This window comes from Micromonospora sp. NPDC049679 (genome assembly GCF_040659735.1).
Taxonomy (GTDB): domain Bacteria; phylum Actinomycetota; class Actinomycetes; order Mycobacteriales; family Micromonosporaceae; genus Micromonospora_I.
On sequence record NZ_JBFANZ010000004.1, the window covers coordinates 32,321 to 57,662 of the forward strand.

Sequence of the window (25,342 nt, forward strand, 5' to 3'; positions counted from 1 at the left end):
GTCGTTACTCGTCCCCGCAGCGGCCGGCAGCGCGGTTGCCACGACTGCCGTAGCAGCGGTGGCCACCAGCGCGACCCGCCGGAAGCGCGTCGACGCGCTCCCAACGGCCGCGGCTGTCAGGTTCAATCCCATCTCCGGTACTCACCTCGCCGTCGTCAGTAGTCCCGAATCGGACTCGTAGTGAGATCATCGGCGTGGCTGGCACCGGTCTTAGCGAAGTACGTGGTATTCGGATCATGACCAGATCACCGGGTGCTGTCCGTGGGTGCGCCGGCGGGTCACCAGACTCGCGGAGCCGCGTTACGCCGCGCCTTCGTCCGCGGCTCACGCCTCCACGGTCGGTAGGCGGTACTCGAGCACCCCGTCGATGAGGTTGAGCACCTCGTCCGCGCCGAAGGGCTTCGCCAGGTAGTAATCGACACCGTCCGCCCACGCCCGCACGGCGGAGTCCGGCTCGGCCGCCGCGGTGAGCATGATGACCGGGACCGGGTCACCGTCCTGCTCGCGGATGCTGCGCAGCACGCCGTAGCCATCGAGGCCCGGCATCATCACGTCGAGCACCACGCAGTCCGGCCGGAACGCCTCCAACGCGCGTACAGCCGCGAGGCCGTCCACCGCCACCCGCACCTCATGCCCCTCCATCTCCAACACGTCCGTGAGTAACTGACGGATCGCGGGGTCGTCGTCAACTACCAGGATCTGCGCCATGACGCCCTCCTCTTCTCGCCTCGGTCGTGCCCGTCCCGGCACTGCTGTTCTCATCGCTCATTGCGACGACCACCGCCCGGCTTTCGCGGATGCCTCCTCCGCGGCCCTGCGCCAGTCGGTGGAATTGGCCGTCAGCTGCGGATGCGCCAGCAGCAGCGCGAGTTCGTCGTCATGCGTGCCGTCGGAGGGATCACCCGACTCGGTCTGCTGCATGAGCAGGTGGGCGGCCCGGACGGCCGCCGCGACACCCAGGCCGGAGGAGGCCGGGCGGTGCTCGAGATCCCGCTGGGCCACCGCCGTGACGATCGGCGACGGCAGACCCCACAGATGCAGCAGTTCGACGCCGACGTCGCGGTAGGGGACGCCCTGGCAGTGGGGGGACATCACGTTCGCCCCCGGACACGGGCCGCTTCCCGCGCCGGCCACGCAGACGAACCGGCCGACGTCCTGGAGCAACGCGGCGGCCTGTGCGTAGGGACGGTTCGCCGGCGAGGCCATCGACGCGACCAGAACGGCGGTGGCGACCGCGTGCCGCCAGGAGGCGGTCAGGTCCCGTTCGACGGCGGGCTCCCACGGCACGGACGACCACAGCATCTGAGAGGTATCCACCACCGCCTGGATCGTGGGCAGGCCCAGGGCGTTGACGACACTCTCCACGGACGCGACCCGTGGCCGGGCACCGAAGAACGCGGAATTCGACAGCTGTAGGAGCTTGGTCGTGAGGCCCACATCGCGCGAGACCGCCCGGATGGCGCTGGCGAGCTCGGCATCGGGCGCCGCCCGCACCAACGCGGTGAGCCGATCGACATGTGCCGGCAGGCTCGGTAGAGACCGGACGGCTCCCGCGATCCGCCGCGCCTCGGCCCCGTGCGTACGGGACGTCGTCATCGCGAGCTGGTCGATGACGCCGACAACGCTCTCCATGTCGGAGGGCTTGGTGAGAAAGCGGTGACCCGCGATCGCGACCTTGATCGCGGCCTGCGGCTCGGTGTGGCCGGACAGAACGACCCGAGCCACCTCGGGATGGCGGTTGCTGACGTGGGTGAGCAGCTCCGCCCCGTCCATACCGGGCATCCGCATGTCGGACACCACCACGTCGTGCGGCGACTCCCCCAGCAGCTCCAGCGCTGACCCACCGCTCGTCGCGAAGGACATCTCCCATTCCCCCCGCCGACAGCGGAGGGACCGCCGCAGACCGTCGAGGATGCGCGGCTCGTCGTCGACGAAAAGTACGCGCGCCCTGGTCATGCCGAACCGGGCCGCTTACCGTCGACCGGGAGGCGCAGGACGAACTCGCTACCTTCTCCTGTCCGGGAGTTCACTTCGATCGTCCCCCCGTGCTTCTCCAACACTGTCCGCGCCAGCGCCAGCCCTTGACCCGTCCCCTTCCCGACCTCCTTCGTGGTGAAGAAGGGTTCGAAGATCAGGTGGTTGAGGTGCTCCGGGATGCCGCATCCGTTGTCAGCGATGCTGATCGCGACCATCGGGCCCTCGACACGGGTGCTGATCCGGATCTCTCCCCGCTCGTCCTTGTCCTGCATCGCGTCCGCGGCGTTCACCAACAGGTTCAGGAACACCTGGTTCAGGTCTCCGAGCGTGCACGGGACCTCTGGAAGCTCACCGAGGTCGAGCGTGACGTCGGCGACGTACTTGACCTCGTTCCGGGCAACAGTCAGGGTCGTCCTGATCGCCTCGTTCAGATCCACGTACGACCGGTCGTTGGAGTCCTTGTAGCTGAACGACTTCATCGCCCGCACCAGAGAAGCGACCCGCTCGATGCCCTCCAGACTCTGTTCCACCGCGACCGGCACCTCTGATGCCAGATAGTCGATGTCGGCCTTCTGCTCCGCCTTCGTCACACGGCCGATGCGCTCATCCCATGCGATCTCCCCCGCCGAGAGGTCCATGCACTCCCGGTAGACGAGGAGAAGCTCCAACATCTCCTGGTAGGCGGTCGCGAGGAACCGCGTGTTGTCGCCAACGAACTGAATCGGCGTGTTGATCTCATGGGCGATACCGGCCGAGAGTCGGCCCAGCGACTCCAGCTTCTGGTCGTGCCGCGCTTCGAGCTCACGCTGCTGCCGTTTCCGCTGGTCGGTGATATCGCGAAACACGATGACGGCACCCCTGAACGTCGACCCGATGCGCAGCGGCGCCGCCGAGTAGGAAACCGGGAAAACGGAGCCGTCTTTGCGGGTGAATGCCTCCGCGGCCACGCTCACCGGCCGTCCTTCGGCCCGCACCTTGAGCAGACCGCACTCGTTCGAGGGCATGGGAGTCCCGTCGAACCTCTGGAAGTGCACGGCCGCATGCATGTCCCGGCCCTCGAGCTCGCTCTCCTCCCACCCGAGCATCTTTGACGCCGCCCGGTTCAAGGACGTCAGGCGTCCCTCGTCATCGATCGTGTAGAGACCTTCGGCCATGTTCTCCATGACGACCGAGCGGAACTCCTCAGCCGCCGTGCGCTCGGTGATGTCAACCACGACGAGCCCCACACCGATGATCTCTCCGTCGAGCCGGACCGGGTAGTAGCTCCCGAGCCAGGAGTGGACGCGGTCGGGATCACGACCGGACGGCGCGGTTATGTGCAGGTTGCGGACGGCTTCTCCGGTATCGAGCACCCGGCGGTATGTGGACTCGACGCGGGGCCACAGCTCCGGAATCACCTCAGCCAGCGGGCGTCCGAGTTGCTCCGCCGGGGAGCCGGTGCCGATCGAGGCGAGGATTTCATTGCTGCGGACCACCCGGAACTCGCGGTCCACGAAGCCGAAACCGATCGGCGCGGCTGATTGGAGCGTTTCCAGGAGGGTGAGCGTCTCGGCGGTTTGCCGCTCAGAACGGCGCAGACTCTCCTCGAGCGCCTTCTGATCCTCGATGTCGGTGGCGGTACCGATCCAGCTCACGATCGGACCGTCGCCACGGCGCACCGGCAAGCTTCGGAAGCAATGCCAGCGGTATTCGCCGTCGGCGCGGCGAAGCCGGTAGTCCCGCTCGTACGGCGTTTCCGTCCGGGTGGCCTCTGCCCACCCCTCTCTCGCGTAGTCGACATCGTCAGGGTGGACCAACGACAGCCAGTCCCAGTCGTAGTGCGACTCCCGGCGAAGCCCCGTGTATTCGGTCCCGCGCCGATTGACGTACTCGATGGACCCATCGGGCGCCGCCACCCACATAAGGTGCGGGATGGAGTCGGCGACGAGGTACAGATCATCCTCGCTCAGCAACAGTTGGCAGCTGGCAGCGGAATAGTCGACCTCACGCTGAGCAGCCTGCGGTGCGCGGCTTCCGGACATGGCGCGGCCTTTCTACGAAGCCCACAAGGAGCGCGACGCGTCCGGGACGCCCGCGGACCTCGCTCCCACTCTTGTCATGGCTCCGATACTCACTTCACGTAGTCGCTATCGTCCGCCCCTTCTGTCGGCGCCCCTGCACCCGACTTGAGGCAATTGTCGAGAAACGGCCTACCCGCTGGCCAGCGCGCGAACGCGGGGCGATCGGGGCGGGCGTATGCGCAGCGCGGGCGGGTATGCGGGCCGGCATGAACGACGGCGACGTGGCCCGGGCATTCCACCGCGAGACGAGCTACGGCGGGACACCTCCGCGGCGCCCGGACGTACCCGGGTTCGTCCCGATGGATCCGGGCAACCGGCCCCGGCCGTTCAAGCGCTACCCGGAGGCACGTCTCCACGCTCTCCCCGCGGAGCTGCCCCCCCCGCGGGGAGAGCCCGCCGCCGCGGCGCTCTCCGGACGGGTACGGGTCGCGGACCCGAGCGTGGACCCGGAGTTCCTCGCCCGGCTGCTGTCCTTCTCCGCCGGCGTCACGCGCGTGGCCGGAGCAGGGGACGAGACGACATGGTTCCGGGCGGCGCCCTCCGCGGGAAACCTCCGATAGCGGCGATCACCCTCGGCGCGCCCCGCGATCCGGCCATGGCGGGCCATTCCCCCGGCGAGCGCCGCAGCTGACGGCCACTCCATTGTCCCCCGCACCGATCGAGTTCCCGCTCATCACCCGCGTACAGCAGGCGGGCAACCTCGCCACCCTCGGTCACGGCGGGACCGGGCTCACCTTCTCGGACGAGGACGTATCCGCCGCATTCGGGGCGCTCGCGGCCTGCATGCTCGCCGTGTCGATCGGCACTCCGGTGCACCGGGCGAAGGCGGGCGGGACACCGGGCCGCCCCACACGACTCGCCGGGTGACCTGACGGGTATCGACGATAAAGTCCGACATCAGGTGTCAGATTTTTCTGTCAGTGCGTTGATCATGTGCTCCCTCCAACCCTCGCAACGTAGACGGTGTTGATCGACTCGCGCCGTTGCAGGGCGTTGTGGAAGCTGACGGCGTGCGCCTTCGAGGTATCGAAAACGTCGGCGAGCAGCGCGGTGAATTCCTCGTCAGGTGGGTCGTTCGACCAGAGTGCGAACACGCCACCGGGATGCAGGTGACCGGTGAGACGACGCAGGCCGTCCGGCGTGTAGAAATCGGCATGGCTCGGGTGCAGGAACTGGCGCGGCGTGTGATCGATGTCCACCAGGATCGCGTGGAAGCGGCGATCCGGTACGTCGGGATCGAATCCCGTCGCGTCTCTGACCATCGCGAAGAAGTCGCCGTGCACCATACGGCTTCGCGGATCGGAGGTGAGGGCGCCCGCGAACGGCAGCAGGTCCTGTCGGTGCCACTCGATCACCTCGCCGAGCGCCTCCACCACCGTCAGCGAGTTGACGCGCGGATCCTCCAACACCGTCCGCGCCGTGTAGCCCAGGCCGAGACCCCCCACCACCACATCGAGGTCCCTGCCCGCCAGTTCTGCAAGGCCGAGGCGGGCGAGCTCGATCTCGGCCACCGTGAACAGGCTGGACATGAGGTACTCGTCATCGAGTTTGACCTCATACACCTCGACGTTGAGCGATGGATCCACTCTGCGCCGCAGACTGATCGCGCCCATCGGCGTCTCGTGCCAGGCAAGCTCCTCGAAACGCGGCCTCATTCGCGACTTCCTCTCCTGCCATATCCAGCGAGGGTGGCCTCTCGCCTTCGCGGGGGGTATTTCTAAGCGCGCCGCGACCACGTAGGCGCCTCGACCGTCCCTACGCCCGGCGCCGCCCGGTCGCGTTCACCCCTGCCGTACCGATGGCAAGCCGGACGCCGTTCGGCCTGCCCAGGCGTGACGCCACGTCGTGCAGTCTTCCACCGGCCGGCGGTGGCGGACGCGGGACCTCCCCGGGACGCGTATCGCGGCGCCCGTCGGCGCTACCGGGCAGTGACATGCGGCTGTGGCCGTGTACGCACTCGCGCAGTTCGCCATCCACGACCGGAACGCTAGGACCGGTATGTGCGCGGGCTTCATGCCGATCCTCATCGAGAGCTACCAGCGGTGCGCCGACTCCCCCGGATACCAGGAAATATCGACGGACCGGGCGGCCTCGACGCACGGTGTCGTGCTTCTGGTCAGCGGCGCCCCGGCCAGCCCGGCACGGCACGGCACGGCACGGCCAGGGTTGAGGACTATGGCCGCGTGCCGGCCCGTGGCGAGCCCCTCGCCAGCACGCGGCCTCGCCCACGCACCCGATCCGGTGCGTGGGCGAAATCGACCTGGGTATCTTCCCGGGCGACGGTATCCGGCCGGCCGCCGCTACTTCGAAGGCTGCGGCACTGTGCAATTGACCTTCGGGTTCACGCCGACGTAGTTCAGGGGCCCGGCAACAACTGTTACTGCAATGGTCCCGACCTCGGCGCAGTTGGTGTCAGATCCATCGAAGTAGCCACGCTGGGCGGCCGCTATCGCGCCGATGAGCAGCCAGATGAGGAGGACCACTCCTCCTATTGATCCGGTACGCACTCGCGTCTCCTCGCTTGGAAGATAGGCCCCGCATGAGGGGTGGCCACCGATGTAGGCGGAGGGATTCATACCCATCGGTGGCGAGAACCTAACCAAGTTGATCGCGCCTGACGACCTTCGTAAGCCAGCCCACCGCGGATGCGGGGAAGGAGGGTCGGCTCAGCCGCTGTGCGCCCAGTAGTCGCGGACGGGCAATCGAACCCGGAGGCCCTGGGGTTCGCGTCGTGAAACAGATCGTCGGCCATCGCCTCAGGATCGTCGTGCTCGACGACCGTGGCTTCCAGCCGTCACACGGCTTCGGCCGCGTCCACACCCGCCACCCAGGTGAAGTTGAGCCCGTCGTAGTCGAAGTCGCGCAACGCGTCGATGAGGCGATGCGCCTGCGTGACGGCGGCGCTCTCGTCCTGCGCAAGGCCGGGGCTGGCAGATGCGGCGGTGAAAGGCCGGAATCCGCGCTGGCCAGACTCAGCCGCCCTGGCGACCAACCGGCCATCATCGGCCGTCATGCGTTCGCCTGCTGCAGCAAGTACGCGGGCGTTATCGTGCATGTCGGCCTGTACCGCGACCCACAACGCGGTGCGGCCGTCGTGCTCGGCGTCGACGTCATCAACGAGGCCCACCAGTTCGGCAATCACGTCGACAGAGCCGGATTCAGCCGTTGGCTGCCCGCCTGGCCGGACAACTACGAGTACCCCGGTGATGAGGTGGGTCTGGCGTTGGGCTACCGCACAGACGCGACCGATCCGGATCGTGTCGTCAGACATCCGGACGAGTGCGCCGCGTCGCCATGGCTCGGGCTCAGTCCCGACCCTCCTCGCCGGTTGCTGCGAAGATGCGCGCATAGATGTCATCGATGACGTCGTTCTTCGCCAGGTTGTAGTCGCCGGGTTGATGCGCCGTGTCTCGCGCGAGGTGTCGCTTGGTCGTGGCGTAAAGCTCCCGGTCTTCGGGATGCGAGCGCAGCCAGTCGCGGAAGAGCCTGTGCCGTACAGGTTCAGGCGCATCCTGCGGCCAAACGTGAAGATTCACGTCCCCCGTCGGGCTAACGAGCATCCGGTGCCCGTGCCACCACGGCTCCCGAAGAACGAGTCGGTACCCGACCGCTTCCAGAGCGGGGATGTAGCGGGGCTCTTCCGTGGTGTCCCCGACAAGGAGATCGATGTCGATGATGGGCTTGGCCGCCAGGCCCGGCACCGAGGTGGACCCGACGTGTTCAACATTGATGACCAGGCCGCCCAGAACCTCCTTCAGCACGGAGCTGGCAGCAGCGAATCGGCCCACCCAGGCCGGGTCATAATCCTGGATGACGATGGCCTGCCAATTTCTTGGCGGCTCGCCTACCAGGCCGGCAACCATCTGCTCGGGCGTGCCTTGAAAGCGCTGCCTGACTTCCCGCGGATACTCAGCCAACCCAACCTCCGAAAGAATCAAGTTGGTCAGGGTACGACAGAAGTGCTGGGGCTCAGTCGCGATGATGTCGACCCGGAGACCAAGCAGGGCGAGCGAATGCCCGCACACGAACCGCACCTATTGCCGAATTGACTTCAGCGGGGTTGCGGGGAGCGGTAGCAGTCGGAGTGGATGAGCAGGGCCAGCATGGTCGGCGGCGACGTGCTCTCCAAGCTGATGCGGTAGCCGTCGGTCGGCGTCTTCGCCGCCACCGTCCCTTCGGCGCTGTCCGGGAAGGTGCGGTCCTCCGTGATGGTGTAGCCCTGGCCTCGCCACTGGTCCCGAATCCGGGCGAGGGTCGCGAGGTGCTTGTCTGGTGCTAGCGGCAGCTGATATGTGCCTTGTACGTAGTAGATGTCTTCGGAGAGTTCCCCGGCACGGCCTTCGCAGGGGGCGGAGCTGGCGGCCGCATTGGTCAAGGTGCTGCCGACGGCAGTGGCGGTCTGCTCGGCGTACTGCTGCACCTGGCGCGTTACGTCAGCTTCGCTGCGGATGTCCACATCGTCTCCCTTGCCCTTGTTCCCGGTACAGGCCGCCCCAGCCAGTAGAAGTGCGCACAGCATCGCCGTGACGCGGAAGCCGCTACTGCTGCGCATTCTCGGTCCTCTCATGGCAGGTCCGGTGGTGCCTGGCCGTGCTCCAGACCGGTACGGCTGTACTTGCCGACAATGACCCGAGCCTGGTTCTCGATGCTTTCCGAGCCGGGGTTCCAGTAGTCGCTGTGCCCGGAGGTGTCGACGACGTAGCGGTTGGCGCCGAAGTCGTCGTAGTGCGGGCTCGGCCCGTGTCCGTCGTCCTCGGCGTCGTCGAGGAACGGCCCGACGATCGGAATGAAATCCAGGTACTTCCCGTGATGCTCAACCGGATTCGACACCGGGTCGTCCTCGGCCGAGCCGGCCCACACGTGACGTGGGTCCGTCATCAGGTCGCCGGCGTGCTCCGCGTGCGTACCGGGGCTGCCCGCCGTGACGATGTCGTCCACCGGCAGCCTGCCGCTCAAGGCGGCCTCGCCGACCACCGTGGAGCCATAGGAATGCCCCACCGCGGTCACGTGGTACGACCCGTCACCGTGGGTGGCACGCAGCCCTCCGACGAACTGGCTCAACGGCTCCGCGCCCTGCCGGGAACGCTCCCCGGTAACCACGGAATGGTCGAGTTCGGGAGCGTCGTAACCCAGCCACATCACCGTGGCGACCTCCCCTTGCCCGGGCGTCAGCCGGTCGGCGGCCTCCTGCAGATGCAACACCCGATCCACGTTGCCACGCGTGCTGTCCAGCGTGGTGCCCAGCCCGGGCACCCACACCGCCGTGTGCCGGGCGGTGTCCGGATTGCCAACCGCCACGATCGCCTTGCCGTCACCGGCCGGGTCGATACCCAGCAGCAGACCCTTGTCGCCGAGCTTCGCCAGCGCGGCGTCGACCTTCGCGAGGCTGACCTGCGTCGCGTCTATGCTGTTCAGCTCGTTGGTGAGCGTCAGGATCTGCCGGCCGATCCCCTCAAGTTCGCTACGGCTGGAACCGGGGTGGATCCCCGCCCGCAACTGCGCGATCTGCCGGTTGATGTCGTCCTCGCGTCGTTGCAGGTCGTCCTCATGCCGGCCCAACGAGATCCGGTTCGCGGTGTCCCGATCCGTCGCCGGCACCCCGTCCAGCCAACCCACCAGGTCCGGATGATCGGCGATGGCCTGTTCCTGCTGCTCCGGCGTCAGACTCAACCACCAGGCGTTGACATCCTTCGGGGGGCGTCCGCGCTGACTCTCGAGATCCGCCCGGCTGACCGGCGGAAGGGTCAGCGACCCGAACCCGGTCCGGGCGTCCGGAAGATTGGCGTTGATCGCGTTGGTCGTTCGGTCGTCCAGGGCCGCTGCCTGCGCGACCACGTCGCTCAGCTGGTGGGCGTAGCCGCTGACGAGCTGCGCGGTCGCGTGCGGCGCCGGACCCTCGTACATGCTCTGCGGGGCGCGCACAGTCCCGGCCGCGACGTCGACGAGCAGTCCGGTGCGGCGCGCGTCGTCGACGATCGACCGCGCCGTCTCCTGCAGACTCGCCAGCGCGTCGGCATGACCCCGCAACGCCTGAAAAATCCGCCGACACGGGTTGTAGGCGTTGCTCACCTCGGCTCGCAACTGCGCGGTCTTCGCATGTGCCGACTGCGACGCCGGACCTTCCGGCCAGGCGTCTTCCAGGTCACGGGTGCCGCGGATCAGCTGCTCGGCGGCGTTGTCCAACTCCTCGGCCATCGCCTGCCACGCCACGGCGGCCGCCGCGACCGGCGCCGCGTCGGCGTCCAGCAGTTGACGCAGGCTCACGACGCTCATCGCGGAACCGGACCCCCGCGACGCAGCAGCTCCGCCGCGTCCTCGTCGGCCTGCTGGTACGCGTCAGCCGCGGAGCGCAGGTCGCCGGCCAACCCCGACACCGACGCAGCCAGCTGGCCGACGAACGTACCCCAGGCCGTCGACGCCGTGCGCGCCGCCGCGACGCTGGACCAGCCATCGTCACCGCGGCACGCCAGGCTGTCGCGCCTGGACGTGTACGCCGGCCCGACCGTCTCCGACGCCGCCGTCACCTTGCCGGCTACCGCCCGCAGCTGCTCCACATCCACACACAGCGCATCCGGGAAACCCACGCGTCCCTCCCCGCTTGAGCGCCTTGCCGACGCGTTTCGCCTGGTCGGAACCGTACAACAACCGGGCTACATGGCAAGCCGCGCGCTAGCGCCCGCCACGCAATCCCCGTTGCCAGATTCAGAGCGGCAAGCCGCGGCAGGCGTTAACGCAGTTGCTGATCGGCGTCGAGGTTCCACAGCAGCCACGCAATCATCTCGGCAAGACCGCGTGTCGAGCGCCACCGCAGGTCAGCCACGAATTGTGACGCCCGATCGGCGGCAGAAGCGGGTGTTCTTCCGACTTCAGGTGGTCGCGTGGCCCTCGACGAGGGTGTTGATGCGGGCGTGCAGGTGCATGTCGTGCCAGCCGTCGGTGTGCAGGGCTTCCTGCCGCTTGGTGCCCTCTAGGGAAAAGTTGGCTTTGACTGCGACCCGGCAGGAGGCCGTGTTGCGGGTGGAGTGCGCCAGTTCGGCGCGGTGGATGCCGACGGTCTCAAACAGCCATGCGGTCACTGTCGTCAGCGCTCGCGAGGCGACCGCATGGCCACGGCCGGCGGGCAGCATCCAGTAGGAGAACTCCACACCGCCCTCATCAAGACGGATTCGGCGCACGCTGATCTGCCCCACGACCGCCCCTCCGGCAGCGATGGCCCACCCGGCGCCAGTTTCGTCGGCCCAGCGCTGCGCCCAGTGAGCGATCCAGTCGCACGCCTCCTTGACGGTCATGGTCTTCGCGTGCCACTGCTGGATGGCCGGATCGCTGTAGGCGGCGACCACCGCAGTTGCGTCATAGCGAGCCCACGGACGCAGCAACAGCTCATCGGCGCATAAGGAGGGCTGCTCGTGGCGGGCGAGGCTTCCGGCGGGCAAGAAAGCACTGACGAGGCTGGGCATGGATGCCATTATCGCGAATCCGTCGAAAATCGACGCACCGCTTGCGCTTCTGGCGACTGAGCGCTCATCGGCAGATCCGGTCGTTCAGCGACCGGTGAGCCGGCGCCCTGATCGCGGCAGAGGAGGAGACCCTGCGACAACGACGCGCTCACTCGGGCCGTCTGGGTTTCTATGCGGATGAGTGGTTGCGATGATCTACGGATGGAGTTCGTGCTCGATCCGCCGCACGGGATCGGCCCGCTGCGGCTTGGGCTGACTGCCGAAGAGGCGCGAGCGGCGCTCGGGACGCTCGGGCCGCTGACGCCAACGGCCTTCGGTGAGCTGGCGCAGCACCTGCCAAGCGGGCTCGGCTTCAGTGTGGGTTTCGGAGTTGGGCCGACACGGGACAGGGTCAACGCGATCGAGGTGTGGCGTCCACACGAGCGGGACGTGGTGCGGTTCCGCGACGTCGATGTCTTTGGGCTGCCCGCGCTGGAGGTCGTGGAGCGGCTGCGTTGCCACGTCGATCTCGCTCCGAACGAGGATGACGACGGTTTTACCGCGCGAGAGCTGTACCTGGCGCTGTGGCGGCCGTTCGCGGCGGACGACGACCCGGGTGAGGAGCAGGGCCACTTCTTCCAATCGGTACTCCTCGCCCGGCCGGGCTACGACGACACGCCCGCCGAGGCAGCCGCACGGCTGGCCGCTGGCGGAGAATCGGTTACTGATCCGTCCGATCCATCCGTGCCTCGCATCGCGCCACCGCAACCCGCTGATCTCGGAACGTCCGGACGGCAACCGGGCCAGCTCGGCGTGACGCTGCGTAGCGCGCGGACCGCGGCAGAAGCCTGCGTCGCGCCCGTCTGCTGCCGTGCACAGCGGCCCGGCCGTGTGGGTCCCGGGCGTGTCGTCGGCGGTTAGATGTTTTGCCCAGAGAGGCTGGGGGCGCGGCTGGCGGGCGGGGTGCTGGTAGCGCCCATGCCAGCTGTGATGGGTGAGGAATTGAAGCCCTTGACCACCAACCAGACGCCAAGGGACAGCTCCCATAGCGCGATCGGGATGGTCAGGAGCGCCGACGGCGCGGACGCCTGTTCCCAGAGGCCGAACAACGTGGCGGCGGCGGAAGCGACGAGCAGGGGCGCTCCGATGAATCCGAGTAGGGGAAGAACCCGCGGCACCAGGCGCGACTGGTACAGCAGGGAGCCCAGCAACAGGGCGTTCACGGCCGGGAGAAAGCCTTGGCCGAGCAGGAAGGTCCAGTCACGCATGGCGACCAGCGCCTGGCCGGTGATCAACGCGTCTGCTCCGGCTCCGGCCTGCCGCAAGGTCACGACCGACATCAGGATCACGACGCCAGCAACGATGGTGGCAGCTTCCAGGACCCGTACGCCGACGAAGCCCAACGCGACCGCTTCGTTCTGCCTCTTGACCACCGGATACAGCACGACCGCGGTGCCGATGCAGGCGAGGGCCACGATCATCTCCAGGACGCCGCCGACCATGACGGCAGTGTCCGGGCCGGGGCCGACGATGTAGTTCGGTTCGCGCACCGGAGCGTAGAGAGCCAGGGTCGGGATCGAGGAAAAGGTGAGCAGGTAGAGCCCGCCCGCGACGAGCGCTGTCTTCCTCAGCGAGGTCATCGGAACTCCTTTCGGTTTTGCTGGGCTCATGTCGACCCGTCCCGAGTGGGGACGACATGCGCGAGCGCCGAGGGTGTTTGGCGGCCGACGATTGCCGGTGCCTCATGGACGAGCTCGTCGTCGGTGAGGGCTTCAACCATGAATAGGGCAAAGTCCACTCGGCGCGTGATGTTGCTCTTGAGAAGCGGGTCACCCGCATGTTTGCTCCACACGGGTAGGCCCTGACTGTCGCCCTCCTCCAGGTCACTGCCGCGCACAACGGTCCACCGCGTGTCGCTGGCGAACACCCGCCGGCACGCTTCCACCTGGTCGTCGAGGTCGGCGAAGCGAGCGAGCTTCGCGAGTGGACCGGCGACCTTCACAATCGCCTTGAGCTTCCACGAGTACACGTCTTGGCCGTCGCGCGTGATGTGCCACCCGCACGAGAACACGAGGCGTGCCCCGGGACGTGCGTAATCGAGCACCGCCTGGGCTGTTCCCGCCGAGTAGTGGTGGACCCCTCGCGGAACCAACACCGTCAACACGCCGTCGCACCCGGCAACCGCGCGTCTGATGACGTCGCGGTCGTCTGTCGCTCCCGGAATGACTGTGATGCGGCCCTTGAACGCGTCGAGCTTGCCCACGCTTCCTTCCCGGCACACGCCGACGACTTCGTAGCCGCGGTCAAGCGCGTGTTGCACCATGTATTGCCCGAGTTTTCCGGAGGCCCCGACGACGCAGATCTTCTGCATGGCCCGGCGACTGGCGTCATTTCGGTCTTGTGCGGTTTCCATGACTTCTCTTCTCGCGTCTGAGGTTGCGGCCAGATGACTCAGGACCGCAATTGCGCGACCAGGCCGAACGGACGCCGTGCTCAGTTCCTTGCACCGGTCGAGGCGCGGCCTGTCCCAGACGGCGTGGGTGTCCTCGGTGCAAAGTGGACTCGGCAGCGCGGTTCGGGCGACGATCACGGCCGGGCTCAGCCGTCGCGAGCAGAGCGTGACCGTGTGCATCCAGAGGCGGGCATCGCGCTACAGCGCAAAATGCCGTCAAACGGAACCCGACCACGACGCAGGTGAGCAGGGTCGCGGCCCGACTGATTGACAACTTCTGCGTACGGCGGTCAGCTCGGTCATGGTGGCCCCGGTTTGATTGCATTCGCGCGACGTCGGAGACTGTCAGACACCGGGACCACAGTGACATCTGGACGCTACGCGCTAAACGGTCCAACCTCAATGGCCAGGCGTTTGGCGCGAATTGAGCCCGTCGGGAAATGACCTGAATCTGGCGTAGTCGGGACCGGACTCGGCTGGACCAGCCCTTACGGAACCCTGAAACGGATCTCCTACTGGAGTACCAGGGCGGCTGGTCTCTAGGACGCCTGACGGATGGGCATGTCGGCCAGCCAGACGTCGGCCAGCTCGCTGAGGGGGACGTCGAGGGCCTGGCTGAGGCAGACCACAGTGCCGAACGCCGGTGCGGGAAGGCGGCCCGCCTCGATCTTGCGCAGCGTCTCGGGGGAGATGCCGGCTGCCAGGGCCACCTCGACGAGGCTACGGCCGGCGCGCGCCGCCCGGAGGGCGGCTCCGAGGCGCTGGCCCGCTGCGATCTGTTCGGCGGTGAGTGGTTGGCGAACCATGCGAGCAGGATATCCCTCCGGAGCATCCCCGACCGGACGTGGTATAAAAATACCGCATCCGGAAAGGGAGGCTGTCGTGATCGAGCTCAAGTCCGCCGAGGAGATCGGCCGGATGGCGGTGACCGGCCAGTTCGTCGGCGAGCTGCTCGCCGAGCTGAGCGGTGTCGCCGCAGTCGGCGTCAACCTGATGGACCTCGAACACCACGCCCGCCGCCGGATCTCCGAACGCGGCGCCGAATCCTGCTACTGGGACTACGCCCCTTCGTTCGGCCGCGGCCCGTTCCGCAACGTGCTGTGCCTGTCGGTCAACGACGCTGTGCTGCACGGCCTGCCGCACGACTATGTTTTGCGGGACGGTGACCTGCTCAGCATCGACATGGCGGCCGGCATTGACGGCTGGGTGGCCGACTCCGCGCTCTCCGTCATCGTCGGCGCCCCCGACCCGGCCGACCTGAAGCTGATCGAGGCCACCGAGGTCGCACTGGAGGCCGGCATCACCGCCGCCCAGCCCGGCGGCCGCCTCGGCGACATCTCCGCCGCGATAGGCGAGGTCGCCCACTCCTACGGCTACGGCGTCAACGCCGAGTTCGGCGGCCACGGCATCGGCCGCACCATGCACGAGGCCCCGCACGTCTCCAACAACGGCCGCGCCGGCCGCGGCATGAAACTCGAGCCCGGCCTCACCATCGCCATCGAGCCCTGGTTCTGCCGCTCCACCGACAAAATCACGTTCGACAACGACGGCTGGACGATCCGCTCCGCCGACGGCTCCCGCACCGCCCACTCCGAACACACGGTCGCCATCACGGCTTCCGGCCCCCAGGTCCTGACCCGCCGCCCCACTCACGGCGCCACCTCGGCTGACCCCACCAAAAAGCCCGCCACAGCCTCCTGACCCACTGCCCGCCTCGGAGCGTGACTCAGAGCGTTCCGGGGATGGGTCCTGCCGCAGCTTCCTGAGCAAGTCCCAGCCACACGACTCAGCCCACCGCTCAGGCATGCGTGCCGTCCGGCTGGCCCCTTCGGCGGCCAACCGTTGCGGCAAATCGTCGCACTGCCATTGGACAAGACGTGGCCGCTGCCGAGATGGGCGCGCGATCTGACCGGCCCGAATGGTGAGGGCCGCGGTGACGTGCTGCGCCTGGCCTCCTACACGGGCGTGCGATGGGAGGAGATTGCGGCGCTGCTGTCGGAGCCGCTCAAGCCCGACGACCTGACCATCTGGGTGTTGCGCACCGCAACCGGGTCCGGCGGCCGGCGTGAGGTGTGCGACGAGACGAAGACCGAAGCGGCCACGTTCCCCATCTTCATCACCGAGCAGGCGATGCCGGTCATCCGCCGGCTGGAGGCCATCCGCCGGCGGGCCTAGGAGCTGGAAGCCGCCCGCGAGGAGCGCCGGCAGGCGCGCGGCAGCAAGCGCCCGCCGAGCCTGCCCCCCGAAGAGCGCTGGACGCTGCTGCTGTCCGGCGAGCGGGGCGGGTACATGAGCGACGGGCAGTGGCGAAAGCGCCTCGACGTGGCCCGCAAGGCAAGCGGCGTGGACCTGACGGTGCACGAATGCCGGCACGTGAGCGCGCTTCCCCACATAGCAAAAAGCCCCAGGCCTGTTGACCTGGGGTTCTGCTGGTCCGCAGCTCGCTGTCCCGTCGGGCACGCAACGGGCACGCACCCGCAGGGGATTTGAACCCCTTACACCTTCGGCCTTGATAGATCACCTCCTATCGCATGGATCGCCGGCCTGACCTGCACAACCGTCGTCAACACCTCTCGACGTTTGACACGGCTTGTCGGCCCCAGTTGTGCCAGATCTGTGCCCGATGATCTTCGGCGGTAGCGCGACCCCGGTCCTACTGGGCAGGCTTTAATCCAAAAGAGGGTTAGGGCGTAACCGCACCTGCCTCGAAGCCAGGCGGAGACTCCTCAAGGCTGGTCGGTTGTAGTGCCTCGCTGTCGAGTGGCCCTTAGCTGTAGACGATAAGTGCGAAGGGTTACCCAAGCGAGCAAGCCGAGGCCGACGATGGCCAGCGGTCCGAACCAACCGCCGAGACCGCCCAGGGCAAGAAACCCAAACGCCACACCAATGCCGACACAAAACCATCCATACTGCGCGACGGATTGGAAATGACGTAGTTCTCGTTGTGGAGCTCGACCGGTAACGAGCACGACCACGCCCCACGTGGTAGCCAGCACAGCCATGATGCTGCAACCCCACGAACCTAACGTGTCCATGACGTCTCCCAAGCCCCGAGAGTAGGCGAGCACGCAACTCTACGGGTAGACCGACGACTAGCCCAGGGCCTCGCAACGCCAACCCTGCTGCGCCCTAGCCATCCCGTCGGCCTTCGTCCGCACACCGTGGAGTGGGTGAGGCCTGTCCGGTCAAGGTGGAGCACCCCACCGTCTGAACGACCTTGACCGGACAGGCCCCACCTGCTCGGTGGGCTTCCCCCGGAGGTGTGGACACCCTGAGAACTGGATCTTGAGTCCAGAGGAAGGGGTGTCCCCGTTGGGGCGTCCATCGAAGTACACGCAAGAGTTCCGGCGCGACGCTGTTGACCTGGTGCGCTCGTCCGGGCGGCCGATCAACGAGGTCACGCGCGAGTTGGGTATCGGGTTCGGTCCTGGTGGCGGCTGGTGGCGGGTTGTCGGTGGCGGACAAGGACGCCGAGATCGCCCGACTGCGTCGGCAGGTCGCCGAGTTGCAGGGCGAGAAGGAGATGCTGCTCGAGGCAGCCGCCTATTTCGCCAAGGAGATGGATCGGTGACCAGCCGCTTTCGGTTCATCTCCGCCCACCGCGCCGCCTACGGCGTCAAGCGGCTGTGCCGGCTGTTGGCGGTGTCCCGCTCGGGGTTCTACCGGTGATCGCCGCCGAGCCGACCCGGGTGGCGCGGGCCGCCGCCGAGGATGTCCTGGCCGCGCAGATCACGGCGGTGCACGCCGCGTCGGGCGGCACCTACGGCTCGCCGCGGGTCACCGCCGAGCTGCGTGATCAAGGTGTGCGGGTCAACCGTAAGCGGGTGGAGCGGATCATGCGCCAGCGTGCCGTCGTGGGTCGCCACCTACGCCGGGGCAAGCGCACCACGATCCCGGACCCGGCGGCGCCGGCGGTGGCGGATCTGCTCGGACGCGACTTCACCGCGACCGCACCCGACCAGCGCTGGTGCGGCGACATCACCTACCTGCGGGTCGGTGACCGGTTCCTCTACCTGGCCACCGTCATCGACATCGCCACCCGCCGGCTGATCGGCTGGTCACTGAACACCCACATGCGTACCGACCTCGTCATCAACGCGCTCGACGCGGCCGTCGCCGCCCGCGGTGGCCGGGTCCACGGCGTGATCTTCCACAGCGACCGCGGCGCCCAGTACGGCAGCGCCGGTTTCACCGACGCCTGCCACCGCCACGGCGTACGCCGCTCCAGGGGCCGCATCGGCTCATCGTTCGACAACGCACTCGCGGAGGCGTTCTTCGCCACCCTCAAAACGCGAACTCGCCGTCGACCATCGACGCTGGAACAGCGAGGCCGATGCCCGGCGCGACATCTTCCGCTGGATCGCCTTCTACAACCACCGCCCTCGCCACTCCGCCCTCGGCTACCGCAGCCCCGCCGAGTACGAACGAACCCTCGACCCCACTACGCTGCTACCGATCGCGGCATAACCCGGTCTCCACACCCCCGGGGGAAGCCCAGCTCTGCCATCCACACAGCGTGAACGTCGACACGCCGCCCGGCCGACAAGCCGAACAGCATGTCAACCAACACCGTGAACGTTTGTGGTCAGGGCACTAGATCATACGGCGCCGTACCCGCCACACCACCACACCGATCAGGACCGCCGCGACGGCGATGAACAGGGCCGCCTCGATGAGCTGGAACGTCCAGAACCGGTCGGCCGGGTGGTAGACCCCGAACTGCTGGATGCCCCGCGCGTGCAGGAACTGGTTGAGGTTGGTGCCGGCCCGGTTGGCGGCGCCCTCCAGCTCGTAGTACTCGGTCCAGCTCAGCCTGCGCCCGGTGGCGTCTGCGTAGCCGTGTTCGATCATCCAGTCAGCGAAGCTGGGCACGGACCGGTGCCCCGCCTGGTCCTTCGAGCCGCCGACGGGGACCGGCTCCATGGTGGTGAGCGGCGTGGCGTACGCGGGACGGGCCAACAGCGCCACCGGCATCCGGGCGGCGAGGAACGCCCCGAACGCGACGCCGAACGCGGGCAGGCTGCGCCGCAGGATCGCCCCCGCGGCGGTGGCGACGCCGAACGCGAACAGCGCGTACGCCACCGGAACAAGTCCCTCCAGGTCGAAGGCGTCGTACTGGAACCGCCCTTCCCACGCGTCGAATGGCTGACGGAACCAGGTGAGCACCGCGGTGAACATCCCGGTGAGCGTGACGGCGACGCCGGCCAGTACCGCGAGCTTGGCCGCCAGCCAGCGCATCCGCGGCACGGCCTGCGTCCAGGCGAGCTGCCAGGTGCCGTCCTCCAGTTCGCGCGCGAGCAGCGGCGCACCGAGGAACGCACCGATGACGACGGGGACCAGATAGAAGCCCGCCAGGAGGTTCTCGACGTACCCGTGCTCCTCGTCGAGCCGGCGGAAGGAGGCCGCGCAGGCCTCGTTGATACCGGCCTCTCCCGCACACCGGGCGGGCCCGCCGGGGAACAGGTCGTGGGCCTGCGTCCCGAGCACGAGCAGGGCAATGCCGAACATGCCGACAAGCAAACCCAGGACGCAGACCTCGGTCCGGTGCTGGCGCCAGATCAACCACGTCATGCCGCCACCCCCGACGTGACCGCGGCGCTCGGCTCGGACGGCCGGCGCAGGTACGCCAGCACCAGGTCCTCCAGCGCGACCGGCTGGGCCTGCCACCCAGGCGCGGCCGGGATCGCGCCGTCGCGTACCAGCAGGGTCGTGTGCCGGTCGCTGTGGACGGCCTCCACGACGGCGCCGGCCCGGTCGAGGTCGGTGGCCGTGCGCGGGCCGACGAGCAGCCGGTGCTCGGCGAGGAGGGTGTCGATGTCACCGGTGAGCGTGACCCGGCCGTGGTTAAGCACGACCAGGTGGTCGCAGACGCGCTCCAGCTCGTGCACGACGTGGGAGGAGAACAGGACGGTCACCCCGCCTTCGGCCACCGCGCCCATGAGGACCTGCAGGAACTCGTGCCGGGCCAGCGGGTCGAGGCTGGCCACCGGCTCGTCGAGGACAAGCAGGTGCGGCCGCTTCGCCAGGGCCAGAGCCAACGCGACCTGGGCCTGCTGCCCGCCGGAGAGCGTACCAACCTTGCGGTCGAGCGGGATGCCCAGCTTCGCCAGCCGGCGCTCGGCCAGCCCCTGGTCGAACCGCAGGTTGCAGGCCCGGCCGAAGCGGAGCATCTCGGCGACGGTGAAGCGCTTGTACAGCGGGTGGTCCTGGGCCAGGAACCCGACCCGGGACAGAGTTTGCGGGGTGCTGGCGGTGACGTCGTGGCCGAGGACCTCCACCGTGCCGGTGCTCGGTGCCAGCAACCCGACGACCAGGCGCAGCAGCGTGGTCTTGCCCGCGCCGTTCGGCCCGACCAGGGCGATCACGCCGCCCGCCGGCAGGGCCAGGGTGCAGTCGCGCAGCGCCCAGCCCCTCCGGTACCGCTTGCCCACACCGTCGGTGCGCAGCGCGAACTCGGTCGCTGTCACGCCACGTCCTCATTCCTCGTCTGCTGGTGGACGGAAGTAAAAAGCGCGTTGACCGCCTGCTCGTCGAGGCTGGCCGCGTAGGCGCGGCGCAACCAGGTCGCCAGGCCGCGGCGCAGCGACGTGTACGTCGATGCCGACATCGCGGCCGACTGCTGTTCATTGACGAACGTGCCCTGGCCGGGCCGGCCGGTGACCAGGTTCTCCTGCTCCATCTGCCGGTACGCCTTGGCGACGGTGTTCGGATTGATCGCCAGGTCCTCGACCACCTCGCGGATGAGCGGGAGGCGGTCACCGGGTTGGAGAAAGCCCAGCAGCACCGACTGGCGGACCTGCTGGACGAGTTGCAGGTACGGCGGCACGCCGGAGTGGGTGTCGAGCCGGAAGACGAACACGGTAGCCCCTTCCTGCTTTACTACTACCATAGTAAAAGAAGTTGGCGGTCAAGAGAGCCGACGCGCCCGCACGACCGCGGCACCGGATCCGGGCGCACGCCTGCCCCGACCGCCGGCGGGTACCCGCGCGGTCGGGGCGCGCCGGCGACAGTGACAACGGACCGGCGATGTACGCGATGAGGCGGCTGGCCGCGTGGACCGCGGCTGGGGCACGTATCGGTATGGCCGTCCTCGGTGGCGTGGCGGGATGGAACTTGCTCCACTGCCCGGCCCAGCGGGTGCTCTCGGCCCGGGAAGACGTAGTTGTTGACCGTGGCCCCGGTGACCAAGGACAGGCCGCCGGAGACCAAGAACCTTTGTATCGTGGCGGGCGTGGACGCCCGCCCTACAGGAACGCGCCCGCCTGCGGTCCGCCGCCCGGGCGGGTGGCGCCGACCGGCTGCGCGGCCACATCGTCTGTGACGGGCTGGTCCGCATCTTCAAGGCCGAAGGGGTCGAGGTCGTCGCCCTACAGGGCTTGGACCTCGTGGTCGACCGGGGTGAGCTGATGGCCCTGGTCGGCGCCTCCGGATCGGGCAAGTCGACGCTACTCACGATCCTGTCCGGGCTCGACGTGCCCACCGCCGGCACGCCGACTACGAACAGACCTTTACACCGACTAGCCGGACGTGTCACGAACGTCCCGAGACTGATCTGTCACGCACGTCCTGAGACCCGACATCGCCGGCAGCCGGCCGGGCGTGGGCTCAGCTGACGTCATCAATGCGCGAGTCGGCTGACAGGGGCGTGGCCATTCGGCTCTCCGAATCTGGCCTGTTCGCCCGTACCGTCCTCGACGTGATCGCTGCGATTTTCGCGGCCACTGCTCGCCACCGCCGATTCATCTTGGTGGTGGGCGTAGTGATGAGTGCTGGCTACGGGGTCGCGCGGTGGCTGATGCCGTCGCTCGGCCGCCAGCTGTTCCCCTTCCAGGGAGTGGTGGTCCTGGTCTTCGCTCTGCTGGCGCTCATTGGGTGGGTTCGGCAACGGCCCGCGGCCTTCGTGGTGCAGCAACGCGTGCCAAGCTTCAACGCTCCTGCTAGTGGCGCTGCGGTTTACCACGCCCTTTTTCTCTTCGGCCTTTTCGTACAGCAGGTTGAGTTGCTGGTCCGGATGATCCACTCGCGGCATCTCTGGTGGCCGTTCTCGTTCACCGGCGTTCTGGGGCTCGTGCTGGTCGGCCTGTTGGTTGCTGGTGCGTGGCGTGGACTGGGCGTACAACTGCGGCCGGACGGTTTGCGCGATCGGGACGTCCTCGGTTCGTTCCCCGTGCCGTGGGACGCCTTGCCTGTCGCTCATCCGCCGACACACAACAACAAGACGACACTTCGTCTCAGGTACGCGCGACCGGAACTGGTGCGACGTCGGGGCCTCAGCCTGAGCCGGTCCCTGCTACGGGCCGACAACATCGACGCCCGGTTCCTCGCCGCCGCCATTCGGCACTACGTCACTCACCCAGAGCACCGGACGGCCATCGGCACTGAGGCTGAATACCACCGCCTGCTTCATGCACTGGCTGAAACGACGGGCACACGAGACGACAACGCTGGGTAGGGCTTGACGAAGACAGGAGTTCAAGGGACGACAGCCCGCCGGTCTACGCGGTATGGGCGGAAGCGTAGGTGGATTGCTCGGCTTCGAGCTGGTCCCGCACCTGCGGCCACTCCTCACGGATCACGCTGTAGTAGATCGAGTGGCGGATGTGGCCCTCCCGCAGGATTCGATGATCCCGGAAGACGCCCTCCTGCTGGCGCGACGCCGGCGGGCGGCAGAAGGCCAAGACCTTCCGCATTAAGAAGGAAGCCAGTGCCTTCCTCGCTGAGACGGAGGCCGCGCTCAACCGTGGGTCATGAGTCGATCCGCACGCGGGACGTACGCGATTCGGTGACTACGCCGTCGAATGGCTGGGCGCGCGTAACAGCCAGGTGAACACGTCCGCACGGGACGCATCGATCATGCGCAACCATGTTCTGCCGCAGTGGAGCGCCATGCCGCTCGGCAAGATTGACCATTTGTCCGTGCAGCGGTGGGTGACCGACCTGGGTCGTCGGCTCTCCCCCGCCACGGTGGCGAAGTGCCACCAACTCACGGCAGGCGTGTTCCGGGCGGCGCAGCGCGATCGGCTGATCGGTATCAACCCGTGCGACGGCGTGCGGTTGCCCAGCATCCGGCGAAAGGACAGCGATGGGCAGGTAATCACTCCGGCCGACGTCACGAGCAAGCTTGTTCCGGCAGTGCCGCAGCGATACCGGGCGCTGGTGGGCTTGGCTGCCGGTACGGGCCTTCGTTGGGGCGAATGTGTGGGGCTGCGCTGGAACGCAGTGGACCTGACGGCGGGCGTCGTCCATGTCGTCCGGGTGGCGGTCGAAGTCGCCGGAAACGTGACCACTCGGCCGTTCCCCAAGTCGCGTGCCGGACGTCGAACCGTGCCGTTGCCGCCCTTCGTCATGCAGCTACTCGTCGCGCACCGCGAGACGTACTCGCGCGGCCCGGTTGGTGAGATCTTCACCAACACGGCCGGCGGCCCGTTACGTCGTACCCTGTTCCGCTCACGCGTATGGCGGCCGGCGCTTGTTCGGGCCGGGCTACTCGGTGAGGTCACCAGCATCGCGGTCGACCGCTGGCGCGCGTGCTGGCTGGACGCGGCGGGGCATGAGCAGCATCAGGAGTTCGCGACGGAACGTGAGGCGGTCGGCCAGGTCGCCAAGCAGGCAGCCAGCGGACTGCGGTTCCACGATCTACGTCACTCGTATGCGACGTGGCTCGTGTCTTCGGGTGTGCCAATCAACGACGTGCAGAAGGTCATGGGGCACGAGCAGGCGTCCACGACCCTCAACCGCTACACGCACGGCTCTGACGATCGGGACGCTCGGGTGCGCGGTGCGCTTGCTGACTTCCGGTTCGCGGAAAGATCCGGAAAACAAGGAAGGCCCCTCCGAAGAAGGACCTTGACCTGGTGTTCTACTGGTGGGCGATACTGGGTTTGAACCAGTGACCTCTTCCGTGTCAACGAACGGTCCGCGACGCTCTGACCAGCGCAGACGCGAGGGCCTGCAGGTCACGCCGAGACAATACGAGCAGCTCAAGCCGGTCGGACGCGATTCAGCGCCGTTGGGCGCGCGGCGCTGCTCCCATCCTGCTCCCCTACCGTCGTCCGTTTCCACCCACTCGTGCTGCGGCAAGCCTGACCCGTGACCGTTGTCAGCGGCGCCACGGCAACCAGGATCGCTTGCCTGCAGAGCCGTCCGTCGTGGCCTCGACAGGTAGCGAGGCGACCAGGAAACGGTTCCAGCGATGACGTCGCCAGGCTGCGGCAACTCCCGAGCATCGTCTGCCGGCAGGCACACGTCGACCTCGAACCCTGCGGTACGCACCCGCGCGGCTACAAACTCCTGTCCGGTTGGGGCCACCGTCTTGCGCTGCGTGCCCAGCACCGTGCCCGTTGAGCCGCGCGTACGCCTGCGCCTGCGCGGGCTCGCCAAACACTCCGTCGGAGATGAACGACTCGGCGGCCATCCGTGGCGGCCACGGCCAGCCCTGCTCCACCACATGCGCCGGCGCGCCGGCGCCTCGTCGCCGTCGCCGTCGCCGTCGCCGTCGCCAAGCAGGCTCGCGTCCGACGCCGCGAACGCGTCTTCATCCGCCCACACCGTGACGTCGACGCCGAGCGCGACCACGCAGGCCGGTCCGCCCACCGTGCCCGTCGCCCGCAACAGCCGCCGCTGCTCCAACTCAGCCGCCAGCATCGTGACCTGCTGACCATCCTCATCGAGGATGTCGGCGACGGCGACGTCGTCGTTGACGGCGCGGACGTTGGCCAGGTGCGCACCGGGCTCACCCGCGTACGTAGGCGAGGTTCTCGGTGTAGATGAACTTGTCGCAGGCTGCGACGAAGGATCGGGGTGTCTTGCGTTCGCCGAACCCGTAGACGGTGAGGCCGGATTCGCGGATACGGGAGGCCAAGCGGGTGAAGTCGCTGTCGCTGGAGACGATGCAGAAGCCGTCAAACCGCCCGGTGTAGAGCAAGTCCATCGCGTCGATGATCAGGGCGGCGTCGGTGGCGTTTTTGCCGGTCGTGTAGGCGAACTGCTGAATAGGCTGGATTGATTGAGCGAGGAGGTGCTCCTTCCAGCCACGCAGGCCAGTGCTGGTCCAGTCACCGTAGGCGCGTTTGACGTGCGCGGTGCCGTACTTCGCGACTCGGCCAGCAGTGGCGCGACGACTGCAGACTGCACGTTGTCGGCGTCAATCGCACCGCGAGCCGGATAGCGCTCTGGTCAGTCGCGTCAATGTGTTCCCTCCGGCCGATCATCTGAGTCCTCACCAGCCGCGCGAACCTACTTAATTCTCAGCATGAGGCAGGCTCAAAGAAACAGCCGCGATGGCTGCATTGACGGCGCGGTCGTGATCAACTCCCGATCTTGTAATTTTCGCCTGCGTTTCGGCGCAATCGACGATAGTTAGGGTCATTGGCCAGTGGACTGATGCCGCCATCGATGCAGTACGCGACGCTGATCTC

At 67.8% G+C, this 25,342-nt stretch carries 25 protein-coding genes and 3 pseudogenes; 9 read left to right on the forward strand and 19 right to left on the reverse strand.

The window, feature by feature from the left end; genetic code table 11:
- Positions 1-324: 324 nt before the first annotated feature.
- The 3 genes from AB0J06_RS04250 to AB0J06_RS04260 are packed head-to-tail and all read right to left on the reverse strand — an operon-like array spanning position 325 to position 3,929.
- Positions 325-708 carry a response regulator transcription factor gene (locus AB0J06_RS04250; protein WP_357424458.1) on the reverse strand — a complete coding sequence of 128 codons (384 nt, stop codon included), beginning with the start codon at positions 706-708 and terminating at the stop codon, positions 325-327.
- Between the two features lie 57 nt (positions 709-765).
- Positions 766-1,956 carry an HDOD domain-containing protein gene (locus AB0J06_RS04255; protein WP_357424460.1) on the reverse strand — a complete coding sequence of 397 codons (1,191 nt, stop codon included), beginning with the start codon at positions 1,954-1,956 and terminating at the stop codon, positions 766-768.
- Entirely contained in the window at positions 1,953-3,929 is a 1,977-nt protein-coding gene (locus AB0J06_RS04260) for a PAS domain S-box protein (protein WP_357424462.1), read from the reverse strand. Before AB0J06_RS04260 ends, AB0J06_RS04255 begins: the two co-directional genes overlap by 4 nt.
- Positions 3,930-4,243: 314 nt before the next feature.
- Between AB0J06_RS04260 and AB0J06_RS04265 the strand changes: the two genes are divergently transcribed.
- Together AB0J06_RS04265 and AB0J06_RS04270 are read left to right on the forward strand one after the other, a co-directional pair.
- The gene (locus AB0J06_RS04265) at positions 4,244-4,597 is read left to right on the forward strand and encodes a hypothetical protein (protein WP_357424464.1); all 354 of its coding nucleotides are present in this window, start codon (positions 4,244-4,246) and stop codon (positions 4,595-4,597) included.
- A gap of 82 nt (positions 4,598-4,679) precedes the next feature.
- A complete protein-coding gene (locus AB0J06_RS04270) occupies positions 4,680-4,904 on the forward strand; it encodes a hypothetical protein (protein WP_357424466.1) in 225 nt (74 codons plus the stop codon).
- Between the two features lie 62 nt (positions 4,905-4,966).
- Here AB0J06_RS04270 and AB0J06_RS04275 read toward each other — a convergent pair whose 3' ends face one another.
- From AB0J06_RS04275 to AB0J06_RS04310, 8 genes are all read right to left on the reverse strand, one after another.
- Positions 4,967-5,692 carry a spermidine synthase gene (locus tag AB0J06_RS04275; protein ID WP_357424468.1) on the reverse strand — a complete coding sequence of 242 codons (726 nt, stop codon included), beginning with the start codon at positions 5,690-5,692 and terminating at the stop codon, positions 4,967-4,969.
- A 645-nt stretch (positions 5,693-6,337) separates the two neighbouring features.
- Positions 6,338-6,544 carry a hypothetical protein gene (locus AB0J06_RS04280; protein WP_357424470.1) on the reverse strand — a complete coding sequence of 69 codons (207 nt, stop codon included), beginning with the start codon at positions 6,542-6,544 and terminating at the stop codon, positions 6,338-6,340.
- A gap of 287 nt (positions 6,545-6,831) precedes the next feature.
- Complete coding sequence (locus AB0J06_RS04285) at positions 6,832-7,308, reverse strand: hypothetical protein (protein WP_357424472.1); 477 nt, start codon at positions 7,306-7,308, stop codon at positions 6,832-6,834.
- 34 nt (positions 7,309-7,342) lie between these two features.
- On the reverse strand, positions 7,343-7,975 hold the full coding sequence (locus AB0J06_RS04290) for a GrpB family protein (RefSeq protein WP_357424474.1): 633 nt from the start codon (positions 7,973-7,975) through the stop codon (positions 7,343-7,345).
- A gap of 113 nt (positions 7,976-8,088) precedes the next feature.
- Positions 8,089-8,589, reverse strand: a complete 501-nt coding sequence (locus tag AB0J06_RS04295) for a hypothetical protein (RefSeq protein WP_357424476.1) — start codon at positions 8,587-8,589, stop codon at positions 8,089-8,091.
- A gap of 11 nt (positions 8,590-8,600) precedes the next feature.
- Positions 8,601-10,310 (reverse strand): alpha/beta hydrolase, encoded by a 1,710-nt coding sequence (locus AB0J06_RS04300; RefSeq protein WP_357424478.1) that lies wholly within the window; start codon positions 10,308-10,310, stop codon positions 8,601-8,603.
- Positions 10,307-10,621, reverse strand: a complete 315-nt coding sequence (locus tag AB0J06_RS04305; protein ID WP_357424480.1) for a type VII secretion target — start codon at positions 10,619-10,621, stop codon at positions 10,307-10,309. Before AB0J06_RS04305 ends, AB0J06_RS04300 begins: the two co-directional genes overlap by 4 nt.
- Positions 10,622-10,903: 282 nt before the next feature.
- Complete coding sequence (locus tag AB0J06_RS04310; RefSeq protein ID WP_357424482.1) at positions 10,904-11,494, reverse strand: GNAT family N-acetyltransferase; 591 nt, start codon at positions 11,492-11,494, stop codon at positions 10,904-10,906.
- Positions 11,495-11,695: 201 nt separating this feature from the next.
- On the opposite strand from AB0J06_RS04310, the gene AB0J06_RS04315 reads away from it, so the two are divergent.
- Positions 11,696-12,394: a hypothetical protein gene (locus AB0J06_RS04315; protein WP_357424484.1), complete on the forward strand. Its 699-nt coding sequence runs from the start codon at positions 11,696-11,698 to the stop codon at positions 12,392-12,394.
- Here the strand turns inward: AB0J06_RS04315 and AB0J06_RS04320 are convergent.
- The 3 genes from AB0J06_RS04320 to AB0J06_RS04330 form a co-directional block, all read right to left on the reverse strand.
- A complete protein-coding gene (locus tag AB0J06_RS04320; protein WP_357424486.1) occupies positions 12,391-13,113 on the reverse strand; it encodes a DUF4386 domain-containing protein in 723 nt (240 codons plus the stop codon). The two genes, AB0J06_RS04315 and AB0J06_RS04320, sit on opposite strands and share 4 nt — an antisense overlap.
- Before the next feature lie 26 nt (positions 13,114-13,139).
- Positions 13,140-13,886 carry an NAD(P)H-binding protein gene (locus AB0J06_RS04325; protein WP_357424488.1) on the reverse strand — a complete coding sequence of 249 codons (747 nt, stop codon included), beginning with the start codon at positions 13,884-13,886 and terminating at the stop codon, positions 13,140-13,142.
- Between the two features lie 578 nt (positions 13,887-14,464).
- A complete protein-coding gene (locus tag AB0J06_RS04330) occupies positions 14,465-14,731 on the reverse strand; it encodes a helix-turn-helix transcriptional regulator (protein WP_357424490.1) in 267 nt (88 codons plus the stop codon).
- Positions 14,732-14,807: 76 nt separating this feature from the next.
- On the opposite strand from AB0J06_RS04330, the gene map reads away from it, so the two are divergent.
- The 3 genes and pseudogenes from map to AB0J06_RS04345 all read left to right on the forward strand — a co-directional run bounded on the left by map (position 14,808) and on the right by AB0J06_RS04345 (position 18,392).
- On the forward strand, positions 14,808-15,626 hold the full coding sequence (gene map, locus AB0J06_RS04335) for a type I methionyl aminopeptidase (protein ID WP_357424492.1): 819 nt from the start codon (positions 14,808-14,810) through the stop codon (positions 15,624-15,626).
- 237 nt (positions 15,627-15,863) lie between these two features.
- A complete protein-coding gene (locus AB0J06_RS04340) occupies positions 15,864-16,100 on the forward strand; it encodes a hypothetical protein (RefSeq protein WP_357424494.1) in 237 nt (78 codons plus the stop codon).
- Positions 16,101-17,237: 1,137 nt separating this feature from the next.
- Positions 17,238-18,392, forward strand: a pseudogene (locus AB0J06_RS04345) (IS3 family transposase).
- 126 nt (positions 18,393-18,518) lie between these two features.
- On the opposite strand, the gene AB0J06_RS04350 reads toward AB0J06_RS04345, so the two are convergent.
- From AB0J06_RS04350 to AB0J06_RS04360, 3 genes are read right to left on the reverse strand one after another with little or no spacing between them, the layout of a single operon-like run.
- Entirely contained in the window at positions 18,519-19,496 is a 978-nt protein-coding gene (locus AB0J06_RS04350; RefSeq protein WP_357424496.1) for an ABC transporter permease subunit, read from the reverse strand.
- Positions 19,493-20,392: an ABC transporter ATP-binding protein gene (locus AB0J06_RS04355; protein ID WP_357424498.1), complete on the reverse strand. Its 900-nt coding sequence runs from the start codon at positions 20,390-20,392 to the stop codon at positions 19,493-19,495. Before AB0J06_RS04355 ends, AB0J06_RS04350 begins: the two co-directional genes overlap by 4 nt.
- Positions 20,389-20,784 (reverse strand): GntR family transcriptional regulator, encoded by a 396-nt coding sequence (locus AB0J06_RS04360; RefSeq protein ID WP_357424500.1) that lies wholly within the window; start codon positions 20,782-20,784, stop codon positions 20,389-20,391. The genes AB0J06_RS04355 and AB0J06_RS04360 overlap by 4 nt, the downstream gene beginning before the upstream one ends.
- Before the next feature lie 403 nt (positions 20,785-21,187).
- On the opposite strand from AB0J06_RS04360, the pseudogene AB0J06_RS04365 reads away from it, so the two are divergent.
- Positions 21,188-21,412 (forward strand): annotated as a pseudogene (locus AB0J06_RS04365) (ATP-binding cassette domain-containing protein); the annotation flags it as partial.
- 209 nt (positions 21,413-21,621) lie between these two features.
- Entirely contained in the window at positions 21,622-22,377 is a 756-nt protein-coding gene (locus AB0J06_RS04370) for a hypothetical protein (RefSeq protein WP_357424502.1), read from the forward strand.
- A 43-nt stretch (positions 22,378-22,420) separates the two neighbouring features.
- Here AB0J06_RS04370 and AB0J06_RS04375 read toward each other — a convergent pair whose 3' ends face one another.
- Positions 22,421-22,615, reverse strand: coding sequence for a hypothetical protein (locus tag AB0J06_RS04375; protein WP_357424504.1), 195 nt, complete (start codon positions 22,613-22,615; stop codon positions 22,421-22,423).
- Positions 22,616-22,778: 163 nt separating this feature from the next.
- On the opposite strand from AB0J06_RS04375, the gene AB0J06_RS04380 reads away from it, so the two are divergent.
- Positions 22,779-23,810 (forward strand): site-specific integrase, encoded by a 1,032-nt coding sequence (locus AB0J06_RS04380; RefSeq protein ID WP_357424506.1) that lies wholly within the window; start codon positions 22,779-22,781, stop codon positions 23,808-23,810.
- An 847-nt stretch (positions 23,811-24,657) separates the two neighbouring features.
- On the opposite strand, the pseudogene AB0J06_RS04385 reads toward AB0J06_RS04380, so the two are convergent.
- A pseudogene (locus AB0J06_RS04385) lies at positions 24,658-24,969 on the reverse strand (NYN domain-containing protein); the annotation flags it as partial.
- Positions 24,970-25,342: the final 373 nt, after the last annotated feature.

Excerpts from the sequence above, each read along its gene's own strand:
- AB0J06_RS04250 (WP_357424458.1), bottom strand. The coding sequence starts at position 708 with ATGGCGCAGATCCTGGTAGTTGACGACGACCCCGCGATCCGTCAGTTA.
- AB0J06_RS04255 (WP_357424460.1), bottom strand. The coding sequence starts at position 1,956 with ATGACCAGGGCGCGCGTACTTTTCGTCGACGACGAGCCGCGCATCCTC.
- AB0J06_RS04265 (WP_357424464.1), top strand. The coding sequence starts at position 4,244 with ATGAACGACGGCGACGTGGCCCGGGCATTCCACCGCGAGACGAGCTAC.
- AB0J06_RS04275 (WP_357424468.1), bottom strand. The coding sequence starts at position 5,692 with ATGAGGCCGCGTTTCGAGGAGCTTGCCTGGCACGAGACGCCGATGGGC.
- AB0J06_RS04285 (WP_357424472.1), bottom strand. The coding sequence starts at position 7,308 with ATGTCTGACGACACGATCCGGATCGGTCGCGTCTGTGCGGTAGCCCAA.
- AB0J06_RS04295 (WP_357424476.1), bottom strand. The coding sequence starts at position 8,589 with ATGCGCAGCAGTAGCGGCTTCCGCGTCACGGCGATGCTGTGCGCACTT.
- AB0J06_RS04300 (WP_357424478.1), bottom strand. The coding sequence starts at position 10,310 with ATGAGCGTCGTGAGCCTGCGTCAACTGCTGGACGCCGACGCGGCGCCG.
- AB0J06_RS04310 (WP_357424482.1), bottom strand. The coding sequence starts at position 11,494 with ATGCCCAGCCTCGTCAGTGCTTTCTTGCCCGCCGGAAGCCTCGCCCGC.
- AB0J06_RS04315 (WP_357424484.1), top strand. The coding sequence starts at position 11,696 with ATGGAGTTCGTGCTCGATCCGCCGCACGGGATCGGCCCGCTGCGGCTT.
- AB0J06_RS04320 (WP_357424486.1), bottom strand. The coding sequence starts at position 13,113 with ATGACCTCGCTGAGGAAGACAGCGCTCGTCGCGGGCGGGCTCTACCTG.
- AB0J06_RS04325 (WP_357424488.1), bottom strand. The coding sequence starts at position 13,886 with ATGGAAACCGCACAAGACCGAAATGACGCCAGTCGCCGGGCCATGCAG.
- AB0J06_RS04330 (WP_357424490.1), bottom strand. The coding sequence starts at position 14,731 with ATGGTTCGCCAACCACTCACCGCCGAACAGATCGCAGCGGGCCAGCGC.
- AB0J06_RS04350 (WP_357424496.1), bottom strand. The coding sequence starts at position 19,496 with ATGACGTGGTTGATCTGGCGCCAGCACCGGACCGAGGTCTGCGTCCTG.
- AB0J06_RS04375 (WP_357424504.1), bottom strand. The coding sequence starts at position 22,615 with ATGCGGAAGGTCTTGGCCTTCTGCCGCCCGCCGGCGTCGCGCCAGCAG.
- AB0J06_RS04380 (WP_357424506.1), top strand. The coding sequence starts at position 22,779 with ATGCGCAACCATGTTCTGCCGCAGTGGAGCGCCATGCCGCTCGGCAAG.